This is a genomic window from Secundilactobacillus paracollinoides (genome assembly GCF_001702155.1).
GTDB classification, from domain to species: domain Bacteria; phylum Bacillota; class Bacilli; order Lactobacillales; family Lactobacillaceae; genus Secundilactobacillus; species Secundilactobacillus paracollinoides.
In genome coordinates this window covers 2808528-2830757 of sequence record NZ_CP014912.1, presented here as the reverse complement: position 1 = coordinate 2830757, position 22230 = coordinate 2808528, and the positions used below count along the sequence as shown (strand labels likewise).

The following is a 22230-nucleotide window of genomic DNA, read 5'->3' as shown; positions in this document are numbered from 1 at the left end:
TGAACCGGTTACCTCATTTTATTGTTTCACCATGCGGCCCTCAACAAAGGCACGATCAGGCGTTACATACAACGTTTTTTGGCCTTCATAAATCACATAGCCCGGTTTGGTGCCATTCGGTTTCTTAATCCGTTTGACCTGAACATAGTCTACTGGAACAGAGCTGGATTGGCGTGCCTTGGAATAGTAAGCTGCAATGTTGGCTGCTGCAAGCAGCGTTTCATCAGACGGATTGGCGTCATGGATGATTACGTGCGAGCCAGGCATGTTCTTAACGTGCAGCCAAATATCAGTTTTGGCTGCACTATGCAGGGTCAACTGTTCATTTTGCAGATTGTTTTTCCCGACCTCGATCTTGGTCCCATCTTCAGCCTGGAAGATCTCTGGTTTCGACACGCGTTGGCGCTTCTTCTTTTGATTCTTCCGGTGCTCGTGGTCACGCAGATAGCCGCCCTGTTGCAGTTCCAGCTTAATATCAGCGAGATCCTTCGGCGCAGCAAGTTCGATTTGCGATTGAATGTTATCAAGATAGGTGATCTCAGCGTTGGTTTTATCGATCTGCTCCGTCACATACTGCACCGCATTCTTCAGCTTGTTGTAACGCTTGAAGTATTTTTGCGCATTTTGCGAGGGACTGATCTGATTTGATAAGGAAATCGTCATCGGTTTTTCATTGTCGTAGAAGTTCGGCAGTGAAATGCTGGTCATTCCCCGTTCAACCTGATGTAAGTATGTCGTTAACAGCTCGCCCTTGATTCGGAACTCATCTGCATTCTCAGTTGCGGCCATGGTCTGTTGAAGCTTTTTGAGCTTAGTCCGATTCTTTTTGAGCTCGTTTTTAACCACGTGAATCAACGTGCTGCCTTGTTGCTGGACCCGGTCACGTTCGGCCCGGTCCTGATAGTAGAAATCAAGCAGGCTACTCAACGTGTTGAAGGATTGGGTCGTCGTGCCATCGTCTTCAATATAAGGGAAGGCAGTGAAACTCGTTTTATTCTTGGCAGTCACAACAAGGGTCGGTTCCGGTGTTTCAAAGCGCTTAAAGAATGCTGTAAATTCAGCGTCACTGTCAGTGGATTGGTGCAACTGACGGGCGAGTCCAAGCGCAGTGTCCTTGCCAAGACCCTGATACGTTTTTTGCAGTTGTTGCGCCAACACCGTTTCGTTTGGGTAATCTTTGACTAGGGCTGTCAGCACCTCAACAGGGCCGGTAAAGGGATCACGAAGATCCTGCGCCGGGGGATTAATATAGGTCCCGCCAGGTAACAGTGTCCGGTAACGATTCTGGTCAGGATGCACGTGTTTAATGGCATCTAAGATGGTCATGTCGCTGGTGTCGATTAAAATGACGTTACTATGCCGCGCCATAATTTCAATAATGAGGCGAAGATTAATCTGATCACCTAATTCATTTCGACTGGTGAAGTCTAAGTTCACGACCCGGTCGTTAGCGGGTTGGGTGACACTGCTTAAAATGGCACCGCTGAGATACTTACGCATCATCATGGTGTAGTTTGTCGGCACCACGGGGTTAACGTACGGAATTTGCGTCGTTTGAATACGTGCAAAGGTTGGGTTCGCTGATAACAAGAGGGGGTAACTGGTCCGGTTTGCACGAATGGTTAAAATAATTTCGTTGTCGTAAGGTTGATTCACCTTAGAGACCCGGCCACCAGCAAGCGTCTGATTCAGTTCACCAACCATAGCATGGGTAAATACACCATCAAAAGACATGTGTTCACTTCCTTAATAAATAGAAAAGAGTTATACGGTCATTTTTTCGCATACGTACACTAGTATACAGATTTGGGTGGGGAGTGGCAAGGAAAGTGGTCAGAGAGCGGAGCAAGGCGTTTTGAGGGCGGAGCATAAGTAACTCTGGTCAGAAAAGTCCGGGCCTGACTTTTTTGACCAGAGTTACTTATGCAGTAGCGCTCAGCCTTGCGAAACTCGTTTAGTCAACGTAAATAGGAAGAACACCGACGCATAAACACTATGGCCACAAAAAAGGCTGGCCCAACATAGCCACTCAACGCTCTGTGAAATACAGCATAAAAAAGAACAATCACTGTTAAAACGCACCAATGCAATCCCCCAGACGCTCCAGTCAACACACGCATCCTACTCAATAACACCACCAATAACCCCAAAAACGTAGAAGCCAACAAAGCACCTACCCAGCGCCAAACAATCCACGATAACCCCAATTCCACCACCACCCACAACCGCCTTTTGCACACTACAACCCGCACCCCAAAGCCATCTCACAGACAACCGACTAGGCACATCCCACAAAAAGATGTATAATACAATCAGCACATACTGCATCACAAGGGAGGGGCTTTTATTGGACAATATCCTAGATATTTTAAATACATCGGCAAAGAATCTGCAGCAGCAGACGACCAAGATCACGAAAAAGTACCACGTCACGATTGCGGAGTGGAAGTTACTGCGTCAGATCGACGCGAACATTATTACACAGGATGCGATGGCAGGTGCCTTGCAGCTCGACACGTCAACGCTGAGTCGCCAGCTCAAAAACTTATCCACCAAGGAACTGGTCAGCAAGACCGCCGTTGGGAAAGATCGTCGACAGCTTGAATATGCTTTGACCACAACGGGGCAAGATGCGCTGACGGGGATCAACCAGGCGTACGACACACTTGTCGATGCCATTTTTCACTACTGGCCAAACGATGAGCAGGAGATGTTGCGCATCATGTTAAAGCGGCTGGATCGTAGTCTGCAAAAAGCCACTGTGACTTCGGGGGAAGACACAGCGGACGAGAAAACGCATTCTTAGCGCAGGTTTAGCAATTTGACCGCAAACCTGTTAGAATGGGTTACATATCATTTATGACAGCATTTAATAAATTGAAATTTAACTAAAGAAACGGGTGTTTTGTATGAAAATAGCTGTGGTCACAGACAGTACCAGCTATTTATCAACAGAGGAAGTTGAACGTTACCACATTCATGTTGTGCCCATTCCGGTTGTCATCGACGGCCGTTCCTATAATGAGGGCGTTGATATCACACTGGATGAATTCTGGGAGAAATTGCGGAATTCAAAATCCTTTCCAAGCACGTCGCAACCCCCAATGGGTGAAATGATTCAGCTCTATCAACAGCTGGGCGATGAGGGATACGATACGATCATCAGTATTCATCTCGCAAGTACCATCTCTGGATTTGTGAATTCGTTGCGAGACGTCAACAGTCAGCTGACAAATACGAAGGTGATCGTTTACGACTCCCAAATTACCGTTAAGCTGATGGGGTATTTAGCCATTGAAGCGGCTCGGATGGCTGATAAGGGCGCCGATGCAGATCAAATTATTGCCCGGCTGGATGACGTTCGGTCCACCATTGACGAAGTCTTCATCGTGGATGATCTCCAACACCTTGTTCGCGGTGGTCGGCTGTCAAATGCGTCTGCGTTTATTGGCAGCATTTTAAAAATTAAGCCGCTGTTGACCTTCGATGATGAAACACACGAAATTGTGGCGTTTGAAAAAGTGCGGTCGCGTAAAAAAGCGCTGACCCGGGTCGAAGAGATCTTCAGTGAAGCTGTCAGCAAAGTGGATTACCCGTTGCGGGCCATTGTCATCAACGGGAACGACCCTGATGGCGGGAATAATTGGCTAAAAACAATTCATGAAAAATTTCCGCAAGTTAAAATTGAAACAGGTTACTTTGGTCCGGTTATCGGAACCCATCTGGGCGAAAAGTCATTAGCCTTGGCCTGGCTCAAAGATATCTATAAAGCCTAAATATTGGTATTAGCACTTATTTAAATGAAACATCTCTCAAAACCACAGCGCCCCAGTCGGTCTGTGGTTTTGATGTTTGGTCACAATGCGCTTTAGCAGATGATCATTACAAATAACAACTACTGGCATTAAGGTTACGATGGCGCTATAATTTGGCATCACAATAAGATTGGAGGCGACACCGTGTTCGCCATTATCATTGCCCTGGCCGTTGGCGTGGGGTTACCGATTCAAACGAGTATCAATTCCCGCTTACGCAGCGTTTTAGGGTCCCCATTTTCAGCATCATTTATTTCGTTTTCCGTTGGCACGATTTTTTTAGCCATTATGAGTTTAATCGTCGTTCATACATTGGTATTTTTACCGTCGCTGCTGACATCTGAACCCATCTGGCTGTGGTTTGGCGGACTATTTGGTGTCGTTTATTTAACCGGAAATATCTTGTTATTTCCAAAGCTCGGCAGCGTTCAGATAGTGATCATGCCGGTTCTGGGCCAGATCATCGCCGGACTAGCTATCGATAACTACGGTTGGTTTCATTCACCGATCAGCCACATCACGCTAGTTAGTGCCTCAGGTGCACTGTTGGTCATTCTTGGTGTCATTGGGACTGTCGCCGGCAAACGTGGGATTGCTGAAGGTCATGAAGTTTTGGATCAAGAAGGTGCAGCCCCCATCTCGGAAACGACTGAAGCGCACGGTATCGAAGCGTGGCTTTGGCGTCTGCTTGGTGTTTTTGCCGGAATGTTGAGCGCTTCGCAGACAGCAATCAACGGCTACCTCGGTGCCGTGTTGCAGTCAAAAATCCAGGCGGCGTTCGTCTCGTTCTTTGTCGGAACAGTCGTGCTGCTGATCATCGTGTTGATCTTACGGCCACCATTTCATTTACACAGTTTACGGACTGAACATCATCCGTGGTGGATGTGGATCGGCGGCCTCATCGGTGCGTTGTTTGTGCTCGCAAACGTCTATCTCGTTCCGGTTATCGGGACTGGACTGGCCGTTGTGATTACGTTGATCGGGTTGATGGCTGGCGGCCTGTTGATCGATCAATTCGGCTGGTTAGGGGCTAAGCAAAATCGCGTCACCGTTTGGCAACTTGTCAGTTTGATCGTGATGGTTGCTGGCGTTGTGCTCATCCGACTGGTATAGTAAAAGTTAAAGTTTTAACAAGATACAGGGGACCTGACTTGAAATGGCCACCCGGGTTAGGCGTAAACTAGACCTAGCCACTAAACTAAGCGCATTTTAAAAAGGGGAACTGATATGAACTTAACATTCAAATTTGATGACGAGATTACGGTCAACCGGCTAGGATTTGGGACCATGCAACTGCCTGGCACGGGTGTCTGGGGGCCAGCTGATGATGAAGCAAACGCCGTGAACGTCATTACAACAGCAATCGACCACGGCGTCGACTTTATCGATACGGCGGATTCATATGGCCCGCTCTTTGCCAACATCTACCTGAAAAGAGCGCTAGCACAACGCCCTGACAACCATGTTCTGGTGGCCACCAAAGTTGGGTTTACGCGTCAGGGACCCAGTGAATGGACCGAATTAGGCAATCCAGCCTACCTGCGTCAACAAGTTGAAGAAAACCTGTTCTCCTTGGGCTTGGACCACATTGATCTGTTGCAGCTGCACCGCATCGATGCCAACTACTCGTTAGAAGACCAGATCGGTGAACTGGCAAAAATGCAGCAGGAGGGAAAGATCAAGCATATCGGCTTGAGTCAGGTCTCCATTTATCAGCTGAAGTCGGCACAAAAGATCACGCCGATCGTGTCAGTTCAAAACCGCTATAATTTAATCGATCGTGCGGATGAAGATGTGCTGAACTATGCGGACGAGAATCACATTGCGTTCATTCCTTGGTTCCCATTAGCGACTGGTAAACTGACGGACGACAGTCAATTGACAACAATTGCCAAGAAATACGACGCAACACCGTCACAAATTGCCTTGGCTTGGCTATTAAAGCGGTCTGAGGTCATCCTGCCAATTCCAGGAACTTCGTCAAGTGAACACGTCATCAGTAACGTTGCAGCTCAAAATATTGCGTTAAGCGACGCAGATTTTGATGTGTTAAGTAAAATGAGTACAAAATAGGCATAGATTTAAACAAAATAACGCCACCTCAAAAGTCTAACTCGATCTTTGAGATGGCGTTTTTTCGATGTTCAGTACCCAGTCAAGACTGGCGTAAAATATCAGCTGTAAACTTTTGTTGGGCTTGCTGGGCAAGAAATTCTAACGGTCCCGAGAGTTGATGGTTACGGTGATAGGAGGCGCTAAAGTCCACACTGAGCTGCGAGATGGGCAGTTTAAACGCATTTATCGTCGCGCGTTGAGCTGTCGATAAACGCGTCAACATCGCTGTGGAAACAATTGTGCACCCAAGTCCCTTTAATACGAGATGTAACGCAAATAACAAATTTTCTACCTCGATCAACGGAATGGTTTGCACGCCCTGATCTGAAAAATAGTGATCGATCATCTCCTGCATCCGTGACTCACCTATTGACCGAATAAAGGGTTGGCCATTGAGGTGGGTCAACACATCAGCAGAAAATGGTCGCCAGAATTTGCCCGGTTGAAAGTCATCAAACGTTGCTGGGATAACTAATGATAGCGCAATCGTGGTCAACGGAAGAGAAACAACTTGCGGTTTATGAATCGTTTTTCCGATAAAAAAGTCTAATTGACGGTCAACGAGTTGTTTTTCTGCCTCAGAAGTACTGACTTCGATGATGCGGGTTCGCATGTTCGGGAACCGGCTGTAGAAGGCTGGTAACGTATCTGGATACCAGGCCATCGCAGCGGGTGGCGTAATGCCAAGCGTGATCGTTTGCGATTCAGTTTCCTTCAGTTGTGTCATCTCAGTCACCATGGCTTGGTTCAAGTGCTCGGCACTTTTAAGGTAGGTCAATAACCGCTCGCCAGCGTATGTAAGCTGAATGGGCCGATGGTCACGATCGACTAATGTAATTTGGTACTGCGCCTCCGCCGTTTTAATGACGCGACTAATATAGGGCTGTGAAACAAACAAAGATTGTGCAGCTTTCGTCATACTTGAATGTGACTGGATGGCCTCGAGAAAAACAAGCAATCTATTTCCCACAACAATTCCTCCTATCTATGTTAACTAGTGTCAGTATAGGATAAAACCGATTACAAAACAGTAATACTACAAAAATAAAAAGTTATTTCCAATTTTTGGAAAGCGGATTCATAATAGGTTTATAGTAATGGTGTGATGTGTTCCAAACCATTATTGTGAAAATAAAAACAAGGATTGCTGAAAGGCAGGTTTTAACTATGTTAGCAAAAGCATCACAACTCAATTGGGATCAAACCTTCGACACCGTAATTTTAGGCTTTGGCGGTGCCGGTGCAACGGCGGCCAGATTTGCCGCAGATGCTGGGGCGTCGGTGCTGTTAACTGATTCAGCACCCAATGGACATGAAGGTGGGAATACACGATATTCTGCCCAGCTGATAGGCACCGTTGACACGGCTGAGGCTGGTAAAAAATACTACCAGCGATTGACGTACCCGATGGCGCTCGATGAGACCATGGTTGACACCTTCGTCGACGGGATGGCCCATATGCGCGACTATGTTAAAAAATATCTCGGCGTTGAACCCGTCAGTGTTAAAAACGACTTTACAAGTGTGGACGCGCCATTACCTTTGGACAGCGCAGTTCACGAATATCCTGAGTACGAAGGTCAAGAGGCTTATGATTTCACGACGGTTCACCACGGCCTATTTGACGCGGCACTTTGGAAGAATCTTCGGCAACAGGTTATCTCGCGAACGGATAAGATTACCGTCTGGTTCAGTTCACCGGCCAAACACCTGATCCAAGATCCAGATACCAAGGCCATTATTGGTGTTCAAATCGAACGCGATGGTCATCTGTACAACATTCAAGCCAAAAATGGTGTTGTGATGGCCATGGGTGGGTTTGAAAATGACCCGCAAGCCGTTCAGGATTATCTAGGTGCTGACCATCTTGCACCGCTTGGCAGTCTCTACAATAAGGGTGACGGCATCCGGATGGGAGAAGAAGTCGGTGCTGACATGTGGCACATGCAAAATTACGAGGCCTTAGGCTTATTGCATGGCATGGCAGTCGCGGTTCCTGAAGGAGAACGCGGCCGACTATTGTTAGCATGGCCAGACATCGCAAACGGCAGCATCATGACGGTTGCTGACGATGGCAGTCGGTACTTTGACGAGACCGAACCGAATCGTCATGGGCACATTTACGATCACGGCACTTGGCGCGTACCACGAACGAACGTGCACCCATACCTTGTCTTTGATCAAACACAGTATGATCAAATTCAGACTAACGGCAACGTCCCCGTCCCAGATTTTGAACAACAGTTAGTTAAAGCTGATACGCTGACTGACCTTGCGACAAAGATCGGTGCCGATACTGAAATTTTGGCGAACACCGTCGCCGATTTTAATCACTTTGCTGAGACCGGTCACGACTACGTGTTTAACCGGAAGCCTGACACCATGCGAGCCTTTGACAACGGCCCATTTTATGCCCTTAAAATGACCCACGACGTGTTGAATACTCAGGGTGGTCCCCGTCGAAATGCACAAGCTGAGGTGTTGGACACAACTGGCCAACCCATTCCGCACCTGTATAGTGCCGGCGAACTTGGCGGTATCTGTGCGAACCAGTATCAAGGTGGGGGAAATCTTGCGGAGTGTTTGATTTTTGGAAAGATTGCCGGTGAAAATGCGGCCCAGGCCAAAGCAGATTCCCAGCCCGCTGCGATGGCTGCTAGCACTGATACCACAACGGGTGCCAGTGCCCATAATGGGTTGAGCAGCGACTTAAAGCCAGACATTGATTTAAATCAGATTACGCTGAGTGACAACCAATATCTAGGCGTTGATAACGATGGTATTGGTGGCGAAATTGTGGTGCGAATCACCTATGCCAACGAAACACTTCAAAATATCGAAATTGTCGCACAAAGTGAAACCGGCGAAGTTGGTGGTCAAGCCGTTAAAAAACTGCCAGACAAAATGGTTGCTGCCAACACCTATGAGGTTGACGGTATCACCGGCGCATCCGTTTCCAGCCGAGCCATTAAAAACGCGGTTAAGGATGCGATTCAGAAAGCCAAAAAGGCGCAACCCAGTCTATAAAGGACGCGTCACGTCAGTTACAGTTGATTGAAAAATGCAGTAAATAAAAAATTCGTGCAGCCAAGGACCTTCAATGAGCTGCACGTTTTTTATTCTTTTTTTGCGGCATAGTCCCTTATATTGACACGCCATAAGCGTATAATAATGAGGATTGACTAAGAAATTACGGAGATGATTTTCATCATAGAGTTGTTTGAAAAGGCCCCGATACCAAAAGCGTACTTTACGCTGGCCTTACCCGTGGTCTTTGGGACTGTGGTTTCCATGATCTATAACCTGACGGACACCTTTTTTGTGGCACAAACGCAAAACGCTAATCTGGTTGCCGGCATCACAATTTGTACGCCTTTATTTTCCATGATGATCGCACTTGGCGACATGTTTGGACTGGGTGGCAGCTCAGCAATTTCGCGACTGCTGGGGCAGCGCAAATATGATGTGGCTGGACGGGTTAACAGTTTTTGCTTCTACGCGGCCTTGGTGATGGGCGTCATTGTGACGATTTGTCTATTTGTGTTTAAACAACAGGTGCTTGGCCTCCTGGGTGTCTCACAGGAAACTTACCGGTATGCGGCAATTTACTACCAGATTATGGCGGCTGCTGGTATTTTGATTATTGTGTCGCTGGTGCCCATTAACACCCTGCGAACGGAAGGCTTAGCCACTCAATTCATGATTGGAACGGCCTCCGGAACGGTTTTTAAGATTTTCCTTGACCCGCTCTTTATTTTCGGCTTTCACTTGGGCGCAGCTGGGGCCGCCCTCGCAACCGTTGTCGGTTATTTGATCACGGATTCGATTCTGATTGCCTACACGGTTCGGCGGGCGCGGTACATCCACATTAACCCGCACAAAATGCACATTCCAGGCGCGGAAGTCAAAGACGTTTTCATGATCGGGATTCCAGCTTCCGTCACTAACTTTATGACAATGCTGGGAACAGCGCTCATGAACAACTTCTTGATCAAATATGGCGCTGACAAAGTTGCCGGGTTTGGGATTGCCACCAAAGTTGAAACCATCGTGACGATGGTATTGGTCGGGTTTTGTTTTGGGTCGCAAGCGCTGATCGGCTACAACTATGGTGCCCGAAACAAGGAACGCCTCAAAAAGATCATTCAATTTGATATTCTGGTCAACGCCGGCTTTGCGTTCATCATCGCGTTGGGATTGATTGCAATTGCCCCGTGGCTATGCGGGCTGTTTATGAAGGACCAAAACGTGGTGCACGCAGCCAGCTACATGTTGCGCTGGTTCCTGACCACAACGCCATTTATCGGCATTTCGCTAGTCTTTACCACGATGTTTCAGTCGGTTAACCAACCGCTGGACGCGTTTATCATGTCGATTTCACGTCAGGGTTTTATCTTTACCATCGTCATCTTCATTGTGGCGTCAGTAATGGGGTACCAAGGCGTGATCGTTTCACAACCCATTGCGGATGTGATCACCGCCTGTATTGGTCTGTTGCTGTACTGGCGCGAATTCGGGCCACGGGGCAAGGTCATCCAAAACTGGTAGCCGGATGAGCATATCCTCCGCATCATTTGACTAAACCATGTACAATGGCCTTATCAATCTAGATGGAGGCGACGATAGTGAAAGCATTTAGATACGAAAAATTTGGTGGCCCCGATGTGTTTCAGGCATTCGAATTACCAGAGCCATCCGTGAAACAGGCAACGGACGTTAAACTCAAGACCCTCGCCGTTGGTCTTAACAATTTTGAGCGCAGTCAACGGGCCGGCAATTTCGGTGGCGGCCGATTTCCGATCTTCCCAGGTCGAGACGTCGTTGGCGAAGTGGTGGCCCTTGGCGATGACGTTACCGGGCTCTCAATTGGCGACGTTGTGATCGGCCAGGGTGGGCCGGCGTATGCTGAATACGTGGTGGTGCCTGCGCAAGTGGTGGTCAAAAAACCAGCCAACGCGTCAAACGCTGAAGCGGTCACACTTGTCACGCCAGGCATTACTGCGTACAACGCTGCAACAGCCTTTACACAGATCAAATCCGGCGACCACGTTTTCATTAATGGCGCGACTGGTGGTGTTGGGGCGTTAGCGGCACAAATTGCGAAAAATTTAGGCGCTTACGTTATCGGGACGGGGTCTTCAAAAAATGAAGCCCTGTTAAAGGAATTGCCGTTAGACGAGATCGGTTTATACGATCAGGAAGATATTGCGGCAAAGTTTGCAAATAGTTCAGACGTTGTGATCAACGCTGCGATGAACGGTAACAACGGAGAATTGCTGGGCGCCGTGGTTAAAGACGGCGGGCGCGTTGCCTCCGTTGGTGGTGAACTTACGGTTGCGGATAAAGAAATTACGTTTGAACATATCCGGCCGTTACACGCAGATCAAACGCAAACGGCGCTGACTCAGCTGGCAAAAATGCTGGGTGATGGTACGCTGGCAGCCAAGATCTTTAAGACCTTACCACTGACCCTTGACGGTGTCATTGAAGGCCATGAACTGTTGGAACAGCACCATGCGCCAGGTCGAATTGTGTTGCTCGCAGATTAAAGTCATTAAAAAGCGTGGTGTCTTCGCCTGAAATGGTGAAGACATCACGCTTTTTTGTTTACCGGCCAGTTAGCAGTGCATCCGCCAGTTGATCAGTGATACCACTGGCGGCCTGTTCCGAGATCTGGGTCAAAAACCCAGTATCTTGAATGGAGAGTTTGGCCCGGGCTGGACGTTGTTGCCGCCGCTTTAAAATCTCAAAGACTGTCGCACACGTGAGCGCATCGCTGTCAGCCGTGTGCGGGCGCCCTGCGTCGATGCTGAATAACGCCGCCAAAGATTGGAGCGGCACGCTGTCCTTACCGATCACTTGCTTGACTAGTTGCTCCACATCGTAATACCGCACGCAGTTTTTGGCGAGGGATTCTGGACAGATCACATCTGGAAAAAAATGGGTCAATTGAATCAGGTCATTGCGCACGCTGTACCCCAATATGGGCAAAAGGTTAGCACTGTCCCTCAGTTGGTCTTCAGGCCAGCCGAGATTCCGGGCACTCATCTTGGTCCACCAGGAGAGAAAATGCCGGGCAATCGCCTTAATATCCCCATATTTGCGATAGGTTTTCGGCGTTGTGTCTGCGTATTCCAGTCCCCGGACAAAATCTTCCGGCCGCATATTATCGTAGTAGGCAAACCGGTTAAATCGATTGGGTTGAACTTTTCCTTGATGGACGTAAACGGCGGCTACCTGCAGAGGAAAGGACTTGCCCTGATTTTTGGTGTAGGCAAATTCCAGATCTAATGAAATATAATTGCTGGGGTAGTGGTTGACCGCTTCTGCTAAAAGCTGATTCTTATTAAAGGTCACCAAACTCACTTCCGCTTCTAAATTAAAAGACTTCAAACAAGTTATTTATACTTAGTATAGCGTAAAATTTCACCAAAATCAAACATACGTTCGTGTAAAGAATCAGCGCTATTCTTTACATAACGTACATCAAATCGTTACAAACATGTCCATTTTTACGTCTTTCTAGACTGGAAGGCACTACGTCTTTTAATACTGGTAAATAAGGGGTACAGTAGGAGTAATCAACGCACCGACAAAAAATCCGTAATAAAGGAGCCATCGCCCCATGTTTCAAGAAATTGCACCAGATGTTTTAGACACGCAGTACCTCAACACACCGCTATCAGACGATGCCTACGTCGTGACGATTCATCAAAATCAGCTCTTATTAGTTGGTGAAGGCGCCGAAACCCGGCTGCCAACCTACGCTGAAATTAAGACCACTTACGGCCAAAAACTCGCAACATTGCGCTATTTATTGGCGGTGGGCGACCACCATTTCTTTTACCTGAGCACCGATTTGCCAGAGCTAGGTGACTTTTCGTACCAGTCCATGAACGCCCTGCGGCACACCGCACCTAAGTGGCGGGCCTTCGCATCCGTCACAGCGGGCCACCTCGCTGTTTGGTACGCAAATAACCAGTACTGCGGCCGCTGCGGTCACTTATACGAACCAGGCGCTGGCGAACGAAAGCTGGTCTGTCCAAACTGTGGGCAGGAACTGTTCCCGCGAATCTCGCCAGCCATCATCGTTGCGGTGAAACGACATGATCAGATTTTGTTAACGAAGTATGCCAAAGGGTACGACCGGTTTGCGCTTATTGCCGGTTTTGTGGAGATTGGAGAAACAATCGAGGAAACTGTTCGTCGTGAGGTCTACGAAGAAACGGGTCTTGAAGTCACCAATCTACAGTACTTTAAAAGTCAGCCGTGGGGCTTTTCCCAATCGATCCTAATGGGCTTCTTTGCTGATTTAGCCAACGGGGATACTTATGCAACGGATGATTACAAGTCGGACCCAGACGAGCTGGCTGTTGCCAAATGGTTTAACCGGGACGACATTCCAACCGATGATAATAATTTAAGTCTGACGAAAACAATGATCTCCGCGTTTCGTTCAGGCGATATTTAATAGGTGCGTTGCCTCAAGACAACAGCGTCAGTCATCGCGCAGATAAAAACACCCATCCAGAATTTTGATTCAAATTCGGGATGGGTGTTTTTATTTTGCAAAAATCCGTCAATAACTCTTTTAATACCGGGGATGAGACTGCGGATAACGCAACCGCCGACAAAAATACTCGACACGTCACACATATCGCAGTACAATGTATCTAGAAACAATATATCACACTACGATATATAGAGAGGTGATACACATGCCAATTGAAGATCAACTCCCCATGACGGAGAGTGCGTTCTACATTTTATTATCGCTGCTAACGCCCCGTCACGGGTATGGCATCATTCAACACGTTGAAACGATTACGGCCCACCGAATCGTTCTGGGGGCCGGAACCGTTTACGGCACGCTGAAGAAATTCCAAAAAGCCCAGCTCATCGATTTAGTGGATCAAACCACTGATCGGAAGGTCTATCAAGTTACTGAAACTGGCCGTCAATTACTCTTGGCGGAACGCAACCGGCTAAACGAACTTATCACGAACGCGGAGGTGCTCGACCATGGAACGCAAACAGATTAAGCTTTTTCCCGTATGGGCGTATCAAAAAGAGGCACAGTACTTGACCAAAATGGCACATGCAGGCTGGAAATTTACGAACTGGCGACTGGCCCGCTACCACTTTGTCCAAACGGAAACCTTATCCGGAACGATTCAACTCGATTTCCAAGCCAGTGAAGATATTGCAGCCTACGTGAAGCTGGCCCAGGATGCCGGTTGGCAGCTGATATTCAAACACGAAACGTTAAATGGGGCCTGGCTCTACTTCTACAATTCAGACGTGACTGCCAAGCTATACACTGATAAGACAAGTAAGATCTCCTTGTTAAATCGGCTCCGCACCCGTTGGACGATTTTTGGCCTTGCGATATTTGTTTTCGAACTGTGGTTGATTGATCCTTTTTCCGTTTCATTTGTGCAGCAAGCAAAAACGGTTGGCATGATGGTGTTTCTTGCACTTGTTATTTTTGAGATCGGCATCTATATTTGGAATTTCATTGCGCTCACAGGTCGGATTCGAAGGTTAAAACAGTGAATGACTGGACAACTATCCTGACGTCAACCCGCGACCTTCCTGGCAATCTCAGCCATTAACGAAATTGGTGCTTGACGGCCATCTTCGATCCAGTCGATGGTCATGTTGTACAGTCCCGCAGCAACAAAGCTGTTCCAATACCGGGCGTAATCACCTTCAAAGGGAATCGTTTGGGCGTTGGTCAAATAAAATTGACTCACGAGCTGGGTGAACTGCTGGCTCAAAATAGTTTCAGCACCGCTCTTAATCAACACCTCAAACAGGGCACTATTATGTGCCACATAGGTAAAGTAGGCCTCGCTGATCACAGCGGGGTCCTTTGTCGGCAGCGCGTTGAGTTCATCGTAGAATGGGTCAATGTAGTGGTTAATAATCTCGCAACACCGCATCCTTTGAGTCGTAGTTGCGGTAAAAGCCCATCCGCGAAATACCCGCTTTCTTTGCGATGGCACTGATCGAGATGGCAGGGTACGGTTGTTCTTTCATCAGTGCAAACAGGGCTAACTGAAGACTTTCTTGACTTAAGGCTTTTTGCTCATGACTATATGGATTTGACGTAACAATGACCTCCTAACTGTAACGGTACAGCGCAATTGGCTTGTAATTGACTTGCCTCAAGACTATCATGTTCCCATAGCAGTTACAAGTGTAACGTCAAAGGAGACCATAATCTAATGAAAACCCCACAACAACCCATTAACAGTCCCTTCACCATGAAGGCGACCAGCAAGCAAGTCATGCGCGGCATCAATTTGACCGGTAAAACAACCATCGTCACAGGCGGTTATAGCGACATTGGCCTCAAAGTGACCGAAGCCCTCGTCAAGGCCGGCGCCCACGTGATCGTGCCCGCAAGAACCCTTGAAAAAGCGCAAACCGCTGCCGGCCATCTACCCAATGTTGAATTCGGCGTCCTCGACCTTATGGATCCGGCATCCATTGACACCTTCGCAGCCCAATTTCTCGCCCAGCATCATCAATTGGACCTGTTAATTGAGTGCGCTGGCATTATGTTTGCCCCGCTCAGGCGGGATAGCCGGGGAAATGAGTCCCAGTTTTCTACGAATTATTTGGGGCATTTCCAATTAACTGCCAAACTGTATCCCGCCTTGAAGGCAGCGGGTACGTCTCGGGTCATCGTGGTGACCTCGCGGGCGCAATCTTGGAACGGCGCTGATTTCCAGGATCCGAACTTCGATCATCGCGACTACGATTCTCACGTCGCCTATGCGCAATCAAAGGCGGCCGACATCCTCTTTGCAGTTGAACTCGATAAACGCGCACAAAAGGATGGTGTGCGGGCATTCGCCGTTCATCCAGGACTGGTCCCAGGAACCGGTTTAGGACGCTTTGTGAACAGCAATACGCACCTCCAGCACGCCATGGGCATCGTGATGAACAATTTGCAGGCGACCCGGTTGATCAGTACCCGCAACGCGATGAAAGCGCATCGTTACGGCCTAACGGAATACGATTATTTTAAAACGGTCAGTCAGGGCGCAGCCGATATCCTGTGGGCGGCCACGAGTCCGTTACTCCGAGATAAGGGCGGCGTGTTTGTGGAAGATTCAAACATTGGAACGGCTGTGAGCGCCGAGAGCACCTCAAAATTCGGGGCGCGGCCATGGTCGATCGACCCACAGTTGGCAGCAAAACTCTGGTCGCTTGGAGAGCAGTATTCCGGGACGAAATTCAGCCTTTAAAAAAGACGTTCGGCTACTTGCCAAACGTCTTTTTTGATAGCACCTATCGTGCCGCAACGATGTTAAACGACTTGCGGTTCATCATATAAATCACCCAAATCAACGGCAGGGTCACCAGCATCACTGGGTAGAACAAATGCAGTGGGAACACGCTCTTTAACGCGCCACCCAGCATCGGTCCCAGCGACATTCCAAGATCCATGCCAATGTAAAACGTGCTGTTTGCAAGACCCTGTTCGTTTTCGGGAACGATCAGCAGGGACGTTGCCTGACAGATGGAATACATGAGCCCATAGCCGCCAGCAACACCCAATGCAGCAAGGCACAACCACACATTATTGGTGAGGCGGGTGAGGGCAATCAGACCGATAAGGGTGCTGATTAAACTCACGTACAAAAATTTACCAAAAGCAACGGTGTCAAACAGGGACCGTAAACTCAGGCGCAGGATGATCAAGAAGACCGCGTAGATCGGGAAAAAGCTGCCGACGGCCACGGGGAGGTGCAGCGTTTCAACGTAGCTGACAATGTACGCCTGGGTTGCAAAGTAGGGCAGCGCAAACAACATCAAGATCATCGCCAGCGGAAAGACCTTCGGCTGAATCAAATGTGCCTTGTGCTGAACAGGCTGACGTTCTGCCTTGGTCACCATCGGCGCCCCCTTATCGCCCACGAGCTGAACGAGGATGATCATGAGTGCACTGCAGATGACAGCGGCACTGAACGCTTTGCGGTAACCAAACTGCTGGTAGAGCGCAATGCTGAGGGCGGGCGCGATGGCAATGCCAAGCGCATTCATCAACCCATAGATGCCCATGCCAGACCCAAGTTTTTCGCGCGGCAGTAAACTTGCCATCCACGTTGCCATACAAACGGAACACAGCACGTAGCCGACACCGTTAATGATCCGAAAAACCATCATCCAGGCAGTGTTACTGGCAATCATGTATCCGATCGTCGCAATCAGCAGGCAGATACCGCCAAGTGACGCCAGCAGTTTCTTTGAGTACCGGTCTGTCAGCTGACCGGAAAGCGGCCGCAAAAAGAGTGACGTAATGTTCATGGCACCGGCCACAACGCCCGCCATGAGCGTCGTGCAGCCGATGCCCTTGGAAAACCCTGTGATCAACGGGTTAATGAACATGGCGCTTGCAATATAGCAAAAACTCGCCGCTAGAATTAAAATTATATTGTGATTGTAGAAATGTGGTTTTGTCATGCGTTAGGCCTCTTCGTTCGTTAAATTTAAGTAAGCAGTATGTAAGGCGGCCGCGAATTGGGCAGTGTCGGTTTGTGAGAAACCAGCCAACAATTTTGCACCAGTGTTCACGCCATTTGTTTTTAGCTGGTGACGCACCTTGAGACCCGCATCGGTTAACTGTACGCGTTTTGCTCGCCGATCCGTTGGGTCCACGCTAAGTGAAATCAGATCCTTTTTGATCAACCGTTGAATCAGCATTTGAGCCGTTGCGTGTTGAATGTGAAACCCATTCTTCAGCGCGGTGATCGTACTGTTGGGATGTTCATCAAAGAAATTGATCGCATCAGCCTGACCCGCCGTAATCCCTAAATATTTCAGGTGGGCATTTCGCGTTTTTGTGACAGTGTTTGCAAGCAGCAAGACCGCCCGCGCAATTTGATAGTCTGTTGTTGTCATTTGTAACCTCCGTCTTATAATGTACAGCCGACTGTATATTATCGTCAATGGGGCTTTTTCCTTCTGAAAACAAATGAAAGGTGCTGTCTCAATCATGAAAACGATTACTTTTGCCTGCAATTATTTTGTGAAAACGTGTTATGATAGAGACGTTAAGGCAAGGCAATTAAACGATATGCCGGTTGATAAGTGTCACCAATAATGTAAGCGCTTTATTAGCCGGCTTTTGAAGGGAAGTTTATTGTTATGAGCAAACAATATCAAGGAACCGCAAAGGGCTTTCACGGCAACATCACAGCCACTGTGACCATAGAAGATGACAAAATAACCGCTGTCACTGCTGAAGTTGAGCCGGGCACGGTTGGTGCACTGGGAGTTGCCCGGTTAGCTGACGCCATTTCGGCAACGGGCAATCCTGACGTGGACGCCATCACGGGGGCAACGGTCAGCTCTTACGGGTTTGAGGCTGCGGTGCACAAGGCCACAGCGGTCGCAAAGGGTGATCTCACAGCAGACCAGGCACTGGATGCCGCCACTGAAGACCCCTATAAACTCGCAGATGTGACCACTGGTGCTTCTGAAAACGTCAACGTTGTCGAACGCAATCCATCACCGGTGACAAAACCCGTTCCCTATAACAGCGATGTTCACTTTGATGAAACGTACGACGTGGTCGTGGTCGGTGCCGGTGGTGCTGGGCTTTCAGCCGCAACCGAAGCGGCGCAGGCAGGCCTATCCGTTTTCATTAGTGAAAAGGCCGGTATTCCAGGCGGGACCACTAACTTTTCTGGCGGGGTCATGCAGGCGGCTGGCACGTCCTATCAAAAGGACCTGACCGATTACGATTCAGATAATCCAGACAAACACGCCAGTTACTGGATCGACGCTGGTGAAGACCAGGTCGACATGACCCTTGTCCGAGATCTCGCCAAAAATGCGCCCAAGAATATCGACTGGCTGGCCGATATGGGCATTAAATGGCAGTCCGTTTATGGTAACACCCACATTCCGGCCACCAGTTCACTGGACTTTGCTGACCGGATCCACGTTTACGACAACGGCAAGGGTGGCGGCATCGTCCTGACCCAGACACTATTAAAGGCCGCTTTGGACGCTGGTGCCACTATCAGTTACGATACGCCGACTACTGCGCTGATTCAGGACCGTGACCGGAAAATCGTTTACGGTGTGGTGGTCAGTCAAAATGGTGAGAAGAAAGTGATTGCTGCTAAGCGCGGCGTTATTTTAGCAACCGCCGGGATCGACCACAACCTGGAACTCGCAAAGGCGCTGAACCCGCAACACTATAGTGACCTCCAGCATAAGGCCAATCTATCAGCCGTGACGGATACCGGCGACGGCATCTTTCTTGGCATGGCTGCCGGTGCCGGGATCAACGGGATGGGCGGCACGATCGACCTGGATGGGAAGACCGGTAATGCCACGAATGACCAAGTACCGTCCATGCCAATGATCTACGTCAACGCTAAGGGCAAGCGGTTTGTCTGTGAAGATGCCACCTATGCGTTTACCATGCGGGCTGTTTTTCAGCAGGAAAAGCAGCTTGGTAAGCCGACCTACATGATTTTCGACGACAATAGTATCACTGCTGAAGGGAGTGCTTGGACCGCTGAAAGTCTCGCCAAGGATCTAGCCAGCGGCGAAGTGAAAAAGGCCGATTCCATCGCTGACCTTGCGAAATTAATTCACGCACCGGAAACGAATTTGTACGCCACATTAAAGGAGTGGAACGCCAACGTTGCGAATGGCGGTGACCCGGTTTATGACCGGCAAACTGGGATCGCGCCACTAGACGCACCGTTCTACGTCCACCAAACAAAAGCGATGAACCTCGGCGCAATCGGCGGGTTGACCATTAACGTTGAGGGCCAAGTCCTCGACGTCCTCGATGCCCCGATCAAGGGACTGTACGCTGCCGGCTTAACGGCTGGCGGCTGGCTTGGCCCGTACTATCCAGGGTCAGGAACCGCAATTGCGGGGATCGTCCATCAGGGTCGTAAAGCGGCACAAACTTTAATTAAAAAGCACGTTTAACACAAAAAACGACTGTGAATCCAATCATCCGCAGTCGTTTTTTTGTCGCCAAACATGACAGACGATTATGTTTGTTTTCGCACAATTATACCCACATCCGCCGCTAGCATGGTAAAATTCAAGTATCAGTTAAGGGGGAGAAACAACACATGAAACAGCGCCGACTAGCAGTACTCGTCGCGATTTTGGCGGGCGTGGTGACCATGGGGATCACGACCACCCAGGCACACGCACGCGAGTACACCATTAACAAGTACCACATTAACGTTGCCGTCGACAAAAACGGGAACGCGGAACTGACGCAAAATATTACCTACAAGTTTGACGGCTCATTTAATGGGGTCTATTACAACCAGGACATAACGGGTATCAAGGGGTTGAAGAATCCGCAGATCACGGCCACTCAAGACGGTCGTGAAACCACACTGCGCCAAAGTAATAGTGAAGCGGCGAATACCTACCAGACCACAGCCAGCAATAAGAACTATCGGTTTAAGGTCTTTTATCCGACCAGTGACAGTCAGGTGACTTTCCAGTATAAGTATCAACTCGACGGGGTCATCACCAACTATATCGACACCGCGCAACTCAACTGGAAGATCATCGGCAGCAAGTGGGATGTCCCGCTGAATAACGTCAAGATCAAGGTTGCCTTACCAGCCAAGAATATTGACAAACTCCAGGCCTGGACACACGGCCCACTATCGGGGCATACGGCTGTTAATCGACAGGCGGGTACCGTCACCATGACGGTCGATGAAGTGCCAGCCAACACGTTTGTTGAAAGTCACATGCTATTTCCAACCAGCGTGACCCCGACAAATACGAATAAGAAGAACACGCGTCATTTAAAACAGGCGCAGCAGCAGGAAGCCACGCTGGCAAAACAGGCCAATCAAAAGCGGTTTTGGTCCCGCATGATACCGCTTATTGCCGGTATTGTGATCTTGCTGATCGGTGCTTGGCATTACCTGTATCAACGTCGCTGGTTCAACACGCATCCGGCGCAACACATCACGGAACAGCCGGATGTGCACAACTATGAGATTCCAGCGTACGATGCGGTGACGTCCCAGGTATTGTTGTCCCGGGAAGACCCGACGGATGAGGCCTTCAGCGCGTGGTTAATGGAACTGGCGGCAGCTGGCGAGATCACGATTGCCCAAGAAGACGGCAAGCATCACAAAAAGACTTACCGGTTGACAGAAACCACCAAGTTGACTGCTGAACACAAGAAAAATAAGATGCTCAACTTCATCTTTGATCAGGTGGGAGAGGTCGGTAGCGATGATCACCGAACCGTCACCTTGGCTGAAATCAACCGTTATACTGGCCATGGCCGCCACAATAACCTGTACGATAAGTTCTCAGCCTGGCAGTCAACCACCTACACCCGCGTCAAAAACATGGGGTTGTTTAACGATATCAACCAAAGCGTGAAGAATCACGGCTGGATGTTGATCATCATCAACGGTGTCCTGTCGTTTGCGGGCATTCTTGTGTTCGCCTTCGCAGACAGTACCCCGCTGGCAATTGGTTGGCTGCTCACTTTGATTCTGTTTATTTTAAGCCTGGTCACGGCCATCCGCAGAATGTGGCACTTGTCGCCGTACACTCAGGAAGGCGAAGACAAAGTGGCGCCGATCCAGGGCTTTAAGGACATGTTAAACGATATTGGCCATTTTGACCGCTCAGAGGTGGGTGATTTAATTCTGTGGGAACAGATCCTACCGTATGCTGTGGCCTTCGGGTCAGCCAAGAAGGTCATTAAGGCACTGCAGGCCAACTTTACGGATGCCGAACTCCAGACAGGCATGCCAGTCTACTACCCGATGTTCTTCTACGGCACAGGCTTTAGCGACAGTTTCGCCGGCCAGTTCAATACCGATTTCAACGCCAACGTGGGCAGAACGGAAGGCAGCAGCTCAACCGGCGGTTCAGGAGGCTTTAGCGGCGGCAGTTCGGGTGGCTTTGGTGGTGGATCGGGAGGAGGCGTGTTTTAGAGTAGAGTGTGGAAGAAGGCGCTTTGAGGGCGGAGCGTAAGCTGACCCTGGCAGAAAATCCCGGGCCTGGATTTTTTGCCAGAGTCAGCTTACGCAGTAGCCCTCAGCCTTCTGGAACACGTTTCCGCTATATAAAATAGGGGCGCAGTAGCCATAACTCCCCGATTGCAATAAACCCGAGAATCCGAACCTGACTTTTCGGACCAGAGCGACTTACACAGAAGCCCTCACCACCAACATCAAAAAACAAAAAAAGACGCAATCAAAATCCCATTCAAGAGATTCCAATTGCGTCTTTTATGATGCGGTCAAAAGCAACGATGACA

The 22230-nt window shown here is 49.0% G+C and carries 20 protein-coding genes; 13 read left to right on the top strand and 7 right to left on the bottom strand.

The annotated features are described in order from the left end of the window. Window positions 1-18: 18 nt before the first annotated feature. Window positions 19-1734 carry an NFACT RNA binding domain-containing protein gene (locus AYR61_RS12365; RefSeq protein ID WP_065903256.1) on the bottom strand — a complete coding sequence of 572 codons (1716 nt, stop codon included), beginning with the start codon at window positions 1732-1734 and terminating at the stop codon, window positions 19-21. Window positions 1735-2347: 613 nt separating this feature from the next. Between AYR61_RS12365 and AYR61_RS12360 the strand changes: the two genes are divergently transcribed. From AYR61_RS12360 to AYR61_RS12345, 4 genes are all read left to right on the top strand, one after another. Continuing rightward, window positions 2348-2806 carry a MarR family winged helix-turn-helix transcriptional regulator gene (locus AYR61_RS12360; protein WP_054707183.1) on the top strand — a complete coding sequence of 153 codons (459 nt, stop codon included), beginning with the start codon at window positions 2348-2350 and terminating at the stop codon, window positions 2804-2806. A gap of 103 nt (window positions 2807-2909) precedes the next feature. Further along, a complete protein-coding gene (locus tag AYR61_RS12355) occupies window positions 2910-3776 on the top strand; it encodes a DegV family protein (protein WP_065903253.1) in 867 nt (288 codons plus the stop codon). Window positions 3777-3959: 183 nt separating this feature from the next. Further along, entirely contained in the window at window positions 3960-4928 is a 969-nt protein-coding gene (locus AYR61_RS12350; RefSeq protein WP_054707187.1) for a DMT family transporter, read from the top strand. Between the two features lie 114 nt (window positions 4929-5042). Next, window positions 5043-5888, top strand: a complete 846-nt coding sequence (locus AYR61_RS12345; RefSeq protein WP_056987675.1) for an aldo/keto reductase — start codon at window positions 5043-5045, stop codon at window positions 5886-5888. Window positions 5889-5970: 82 nt separating this feature from the next. Here AYR61_RS12345 and AYR61_RS12340 read toward each other — a convergent pair whose 3' ends face one another. Further along, window positions 5971-6900 carry a LysR family transcriptional regulator gene (locus AYR61_RS12340; protein WP_065903250.1) on the bottom strand — a complete coding sequence of 310 codons (930 nt, stop codon included), beginning with the start codon at window positions 6898-6900 and terminating at the stop codon, window positions 5971-5973. 197 nt (window positions 6901-7097) lie between these two features. Here AYR61_RS12340 and AYR61_RS12335 point away from each other — a divergent pair, with 197 nt between their 5' ends. From AYR61_RS12335 to AYR61_RS12325, 3 genes are all read left to right on the top strand, one after another. Beyond that, window positions 7098-8957, top strand: a complete 1860-nt coding sequence (locus AYR61_RS12335) for an FAD-binding protein (protein ID WP_065903247.1) — start codon at window positions 7098-7100, stop codon at window positions 8955-8957. Window positions 8958-9128: 171 nt separating this feature from the next. Further along, window positions 9129-10478, top strand: a complete 1350-nt coding sequence (locus tag AYR61_RS12330; RefSeq protein WP_083215557.1) for an MATE family efflux transporter — start codon at window positions 9129-9131, stop codon at window positions 10476-10478. 77 nt (window positions 10479-10555) lie between these two features. Further along, window positions 10556-11479, top strand: a complete 924-nt coding sequence (locus AYR61_RS12325) for an NADP-dependent oxidoreductase (protein WP_065903241.1) — start codon at window positions 10556-10558, stop codon at window positions 11477-11479. 58 nt (window positions 11480-11537) lie between these two features. On the opposite strand, the gene AYR61_RS12320 is transcribed toward AYR61_RS12325, so the two are convergent. Next, window positions 11538-12287, bottom strand: a complete 750-nt coding sequence (locus AYR61_RS12320; protein WP_065903238.1) for a hypothetical protein — start codon at window positions 12285-12287, stop codon at window positions 11538-11540. Between the two features lie 268 nt (window positions 12288-12555). Between AYR61_RS12320 and nudC the strand changes: the two genes are divergently transcribed. From nudC to AYR61_RS12305, 3 genes are all read left to right on the top strand, one after another. Continuing rightward, window positions 12556-13401, top strand: a complete 846-nt coding sequence (gene nudC / locus AYR61_RS12315) for an NAD(+) diphosphatase (protein WP_054707201.1) — start codon at window positions 12556-12558, stop codon at window positions 13399-13401. A gap of 247 nt (window positions 13402-13648) precedes the next feature. Further along, entirely contained in the window at window positions 13649-13972 is a 324-nt protein-coding gene (locus AYR61_RS12310) for a PadR family transcriptional regulator (protein ID WP_054707204.1), read from the top strand. Then, window positions 13953-14486 carry a DUF2812 domain-containing protein gene (locus tag AYR61_RS12305; RefSeq protein WP_054707206.1) on the top strand — a complete coding sequence of 178 codons (534 nt, stop codon included), beginning with the start codon at window positions 13953-13955 and terminating at the stop codon, window positions 14484-14486. The genes AYR61_RS12310 and AYR61_RS12305 overlap by 20 nt, the downstream gene beginning before the upstream one ends. A 23-nt stretch (window positions 14487-14509) precedes the next feature. On the opposite strand, the gene AYR61_RS12300 is transcribed toward AYR61_RS12305, so the two are convergent. Next, window positions 14510-14875, bottom strand: coding sequence for a TetR-like C-terminal domain-containing protein (locus AYR61_RS12300; RefSeq protein WP_056987679.1), 366 nt, complete (start codon window positions 14873-14875; stop codon window positions 14510-14512). After that, window positions 14853-14972, bottom strand: a complete 120-nt coding sequence (locus tag AYR61_RS14995; RefSeq protein WP_082409100.1) for a TetR/AcrR family transcriptional regulator — start codon at window positions 14970-14972, stop codon at window positions 14853-14855. Before AYR61_RS14995 ends, AYR61_RS12300 begins: the two co-directional genes overlap by 23 nt. Window positions 14973-15160: 188 nt before the next feature. Between AYR61_RS14995 and AYR61_RS12295 the strand changes: the two genes are divergently transcribed. Then, the gene (locus AYR61_RS12295) at window positions 15161-16189 is read left to right on the top strand and encodes an SDR family NAD(P)-dependent oxidoreductase (protein WP_065903236.1); all 1029 of its coding nucleotides are present in this window, start codon (window positions 15161-15163) and stop codon (window positions 16187-16189) included. A gap of 43 nt (window positions 16190-16232) precedes the next feature. Here the strand turns inward: AYR61_RS12295 and AYR61_RS12290 are convergent, their stop codons facing one another. Beyond that, window positions 16233-17408, bottom strand: a complete 1176-nt coding sequence (locus AYR61_RS12290; protein ID WP_065903228.1) for an MFS transporter — start codon at window positions 17406-17408, stop codon at window positions 16233-16235. A gap of 3 nt (window positions 17409-17411) precedes the next feature. After that, window positions 17412-17846 carry a MarR family winged helix-turn-helix transcriptional regulator gene (locus tag AYR61_RS12285; RefSeq protein WP_065903226.1) on the bottom strand — a complete coding sequence of 145 codons (435 nt, stop codon included), beginning with the start codon at window positions 17844-17846 and terminating at the stop codon, window positions 17412-17414. A 246-nt stretch (window positions 17847-18092) separates the two neighbouring features. Between AYR61_RS12285 and AYR61_RS12280 the strand changes: the two genes are divergently transcribed. Together AYR61_RS12280 and AYR61_RS12275 are read left to right on the top strand one after the other, a co-directional pair. Next, window positions 18093-19901, top strand: a complete 1809-nt coding sequence (locus tag AYR61_RS12280; protein WP_065903223.1) for an FAD-dependent oxidoreductase — start codon at window positions 18093-18095, stop codon at window positions 19899-19901. A 149-nt stretch (window positions 19902-20050) separates the two neighbouring features. Next, complete coding sequence (locus AYR61_RS12275; protein WP_065903221.1) at window positions 20051-21904, top strand: DUF2207 domain-containing protein; 1854 nt, start codon at window positions 20051-20053, stop codon at window positions 21902-21904. Window positions 21905-22230 lie beyond the last annotated feature (326 nt).

Coding starts and splice junctions, on each gene's coding strand:
- AYR61_RS12355 (WP_065903253.1), top strand. CDS start 2,910: ATGAAAATAGCTGTGGTCACAGACAGTACCAGCTATTTATCAACAGAG.
- AYR61_RS12280 (WP_065903223.1), top strand. CDS start 18,093: ATGAGCAAACAATATCAAGGAACCGCAAAGGGCTTTCACGGCAACATC.
- AYR61_RS12365 (WP_065903256.1), bottom strand. CDS start 1,734: ATGTCTTTTGATGGTGTATTTACCCATGCTATGGTTGGTGAACTGAAT.
- AYR61_RS12285 (WP_065903226.1), bottom strand. CDS start 17,846: ATGACAACAACAGACTATCAAATTGCGCGGGCGGTCTTGCTGCTTGCA.
- AYR61_RS12290 (WP_065903228.1), bottom strand. CDS start 17,408: ATGACAAAACCACATTTCTACAATCACAATATAATTTTAATTCTAGCG.
- AYR61_RS12345 (WP_056987675.1), top strand. CDS start 5,043: ATGAACTTAACATTCAAATTTGATGACGAGATTACGGTCAACCGGCTA.
- AYR61_RS12295 (WP_065903236.1), top strand. CDS start 15,161: ATGAAAACCCCACAACAACCCATTAACAGTCCCTTCACCATGAAGGCG.
- AYR61_RS12300 (WP_056987679.1), bottom strand. CDS start 14,875: ATGCGGTGTTGCGAGATTATTAACCACTACATTGACCCATTCTACGAT.
- AYR61_RS12330 (WP_083215557.1), top strand. CDS start 9,129: ATGATTTTCATCATAGAGTTGTTTGAAAAGGCCCCGATACCAAAAGCG.
- AYR61_RS12310 (WP_054707204.1), top strand. CDS start 13,649: ATGCCAATTGAAGATCAACTCCCCATGACGGAGAGTGCGTTCTACATT.
- AYR61_RS12335 (WP_065903247.1), top strand. CDS start 7,098: ATGTTAGCAAAAGCATCACAACTCAATTGGGATCAAACCTTCGACACC.
- AYR61_RS12275 (WP_065903221.1), top strand. CDS start 20,051: ATGAAACAGCGCCGACTAGCAGTACTCGTCGCGATTTTGGCGGGCGTG.
- AYR61_RS12305 (WP_054707206.1), top strand. CDS start 13,953: ATGGAACGCAAACAGATTAAGCTTTTTCCCGTATGGGCGTATCAAAAA.
- nudC (WP_054707201.1), top strand. CDS start 12,556: ATGTTTCAAGAAATTGCACCAGATGTTTTAGACACGCAGTACCTCAAC.
- AYR61_RS14995 (WP_082409100.1), bottom strand. CDS start 14,972: ATGAAAGAACAACCGTACCCTGCCATCTCGATCAGTGCCATCGCAAAG.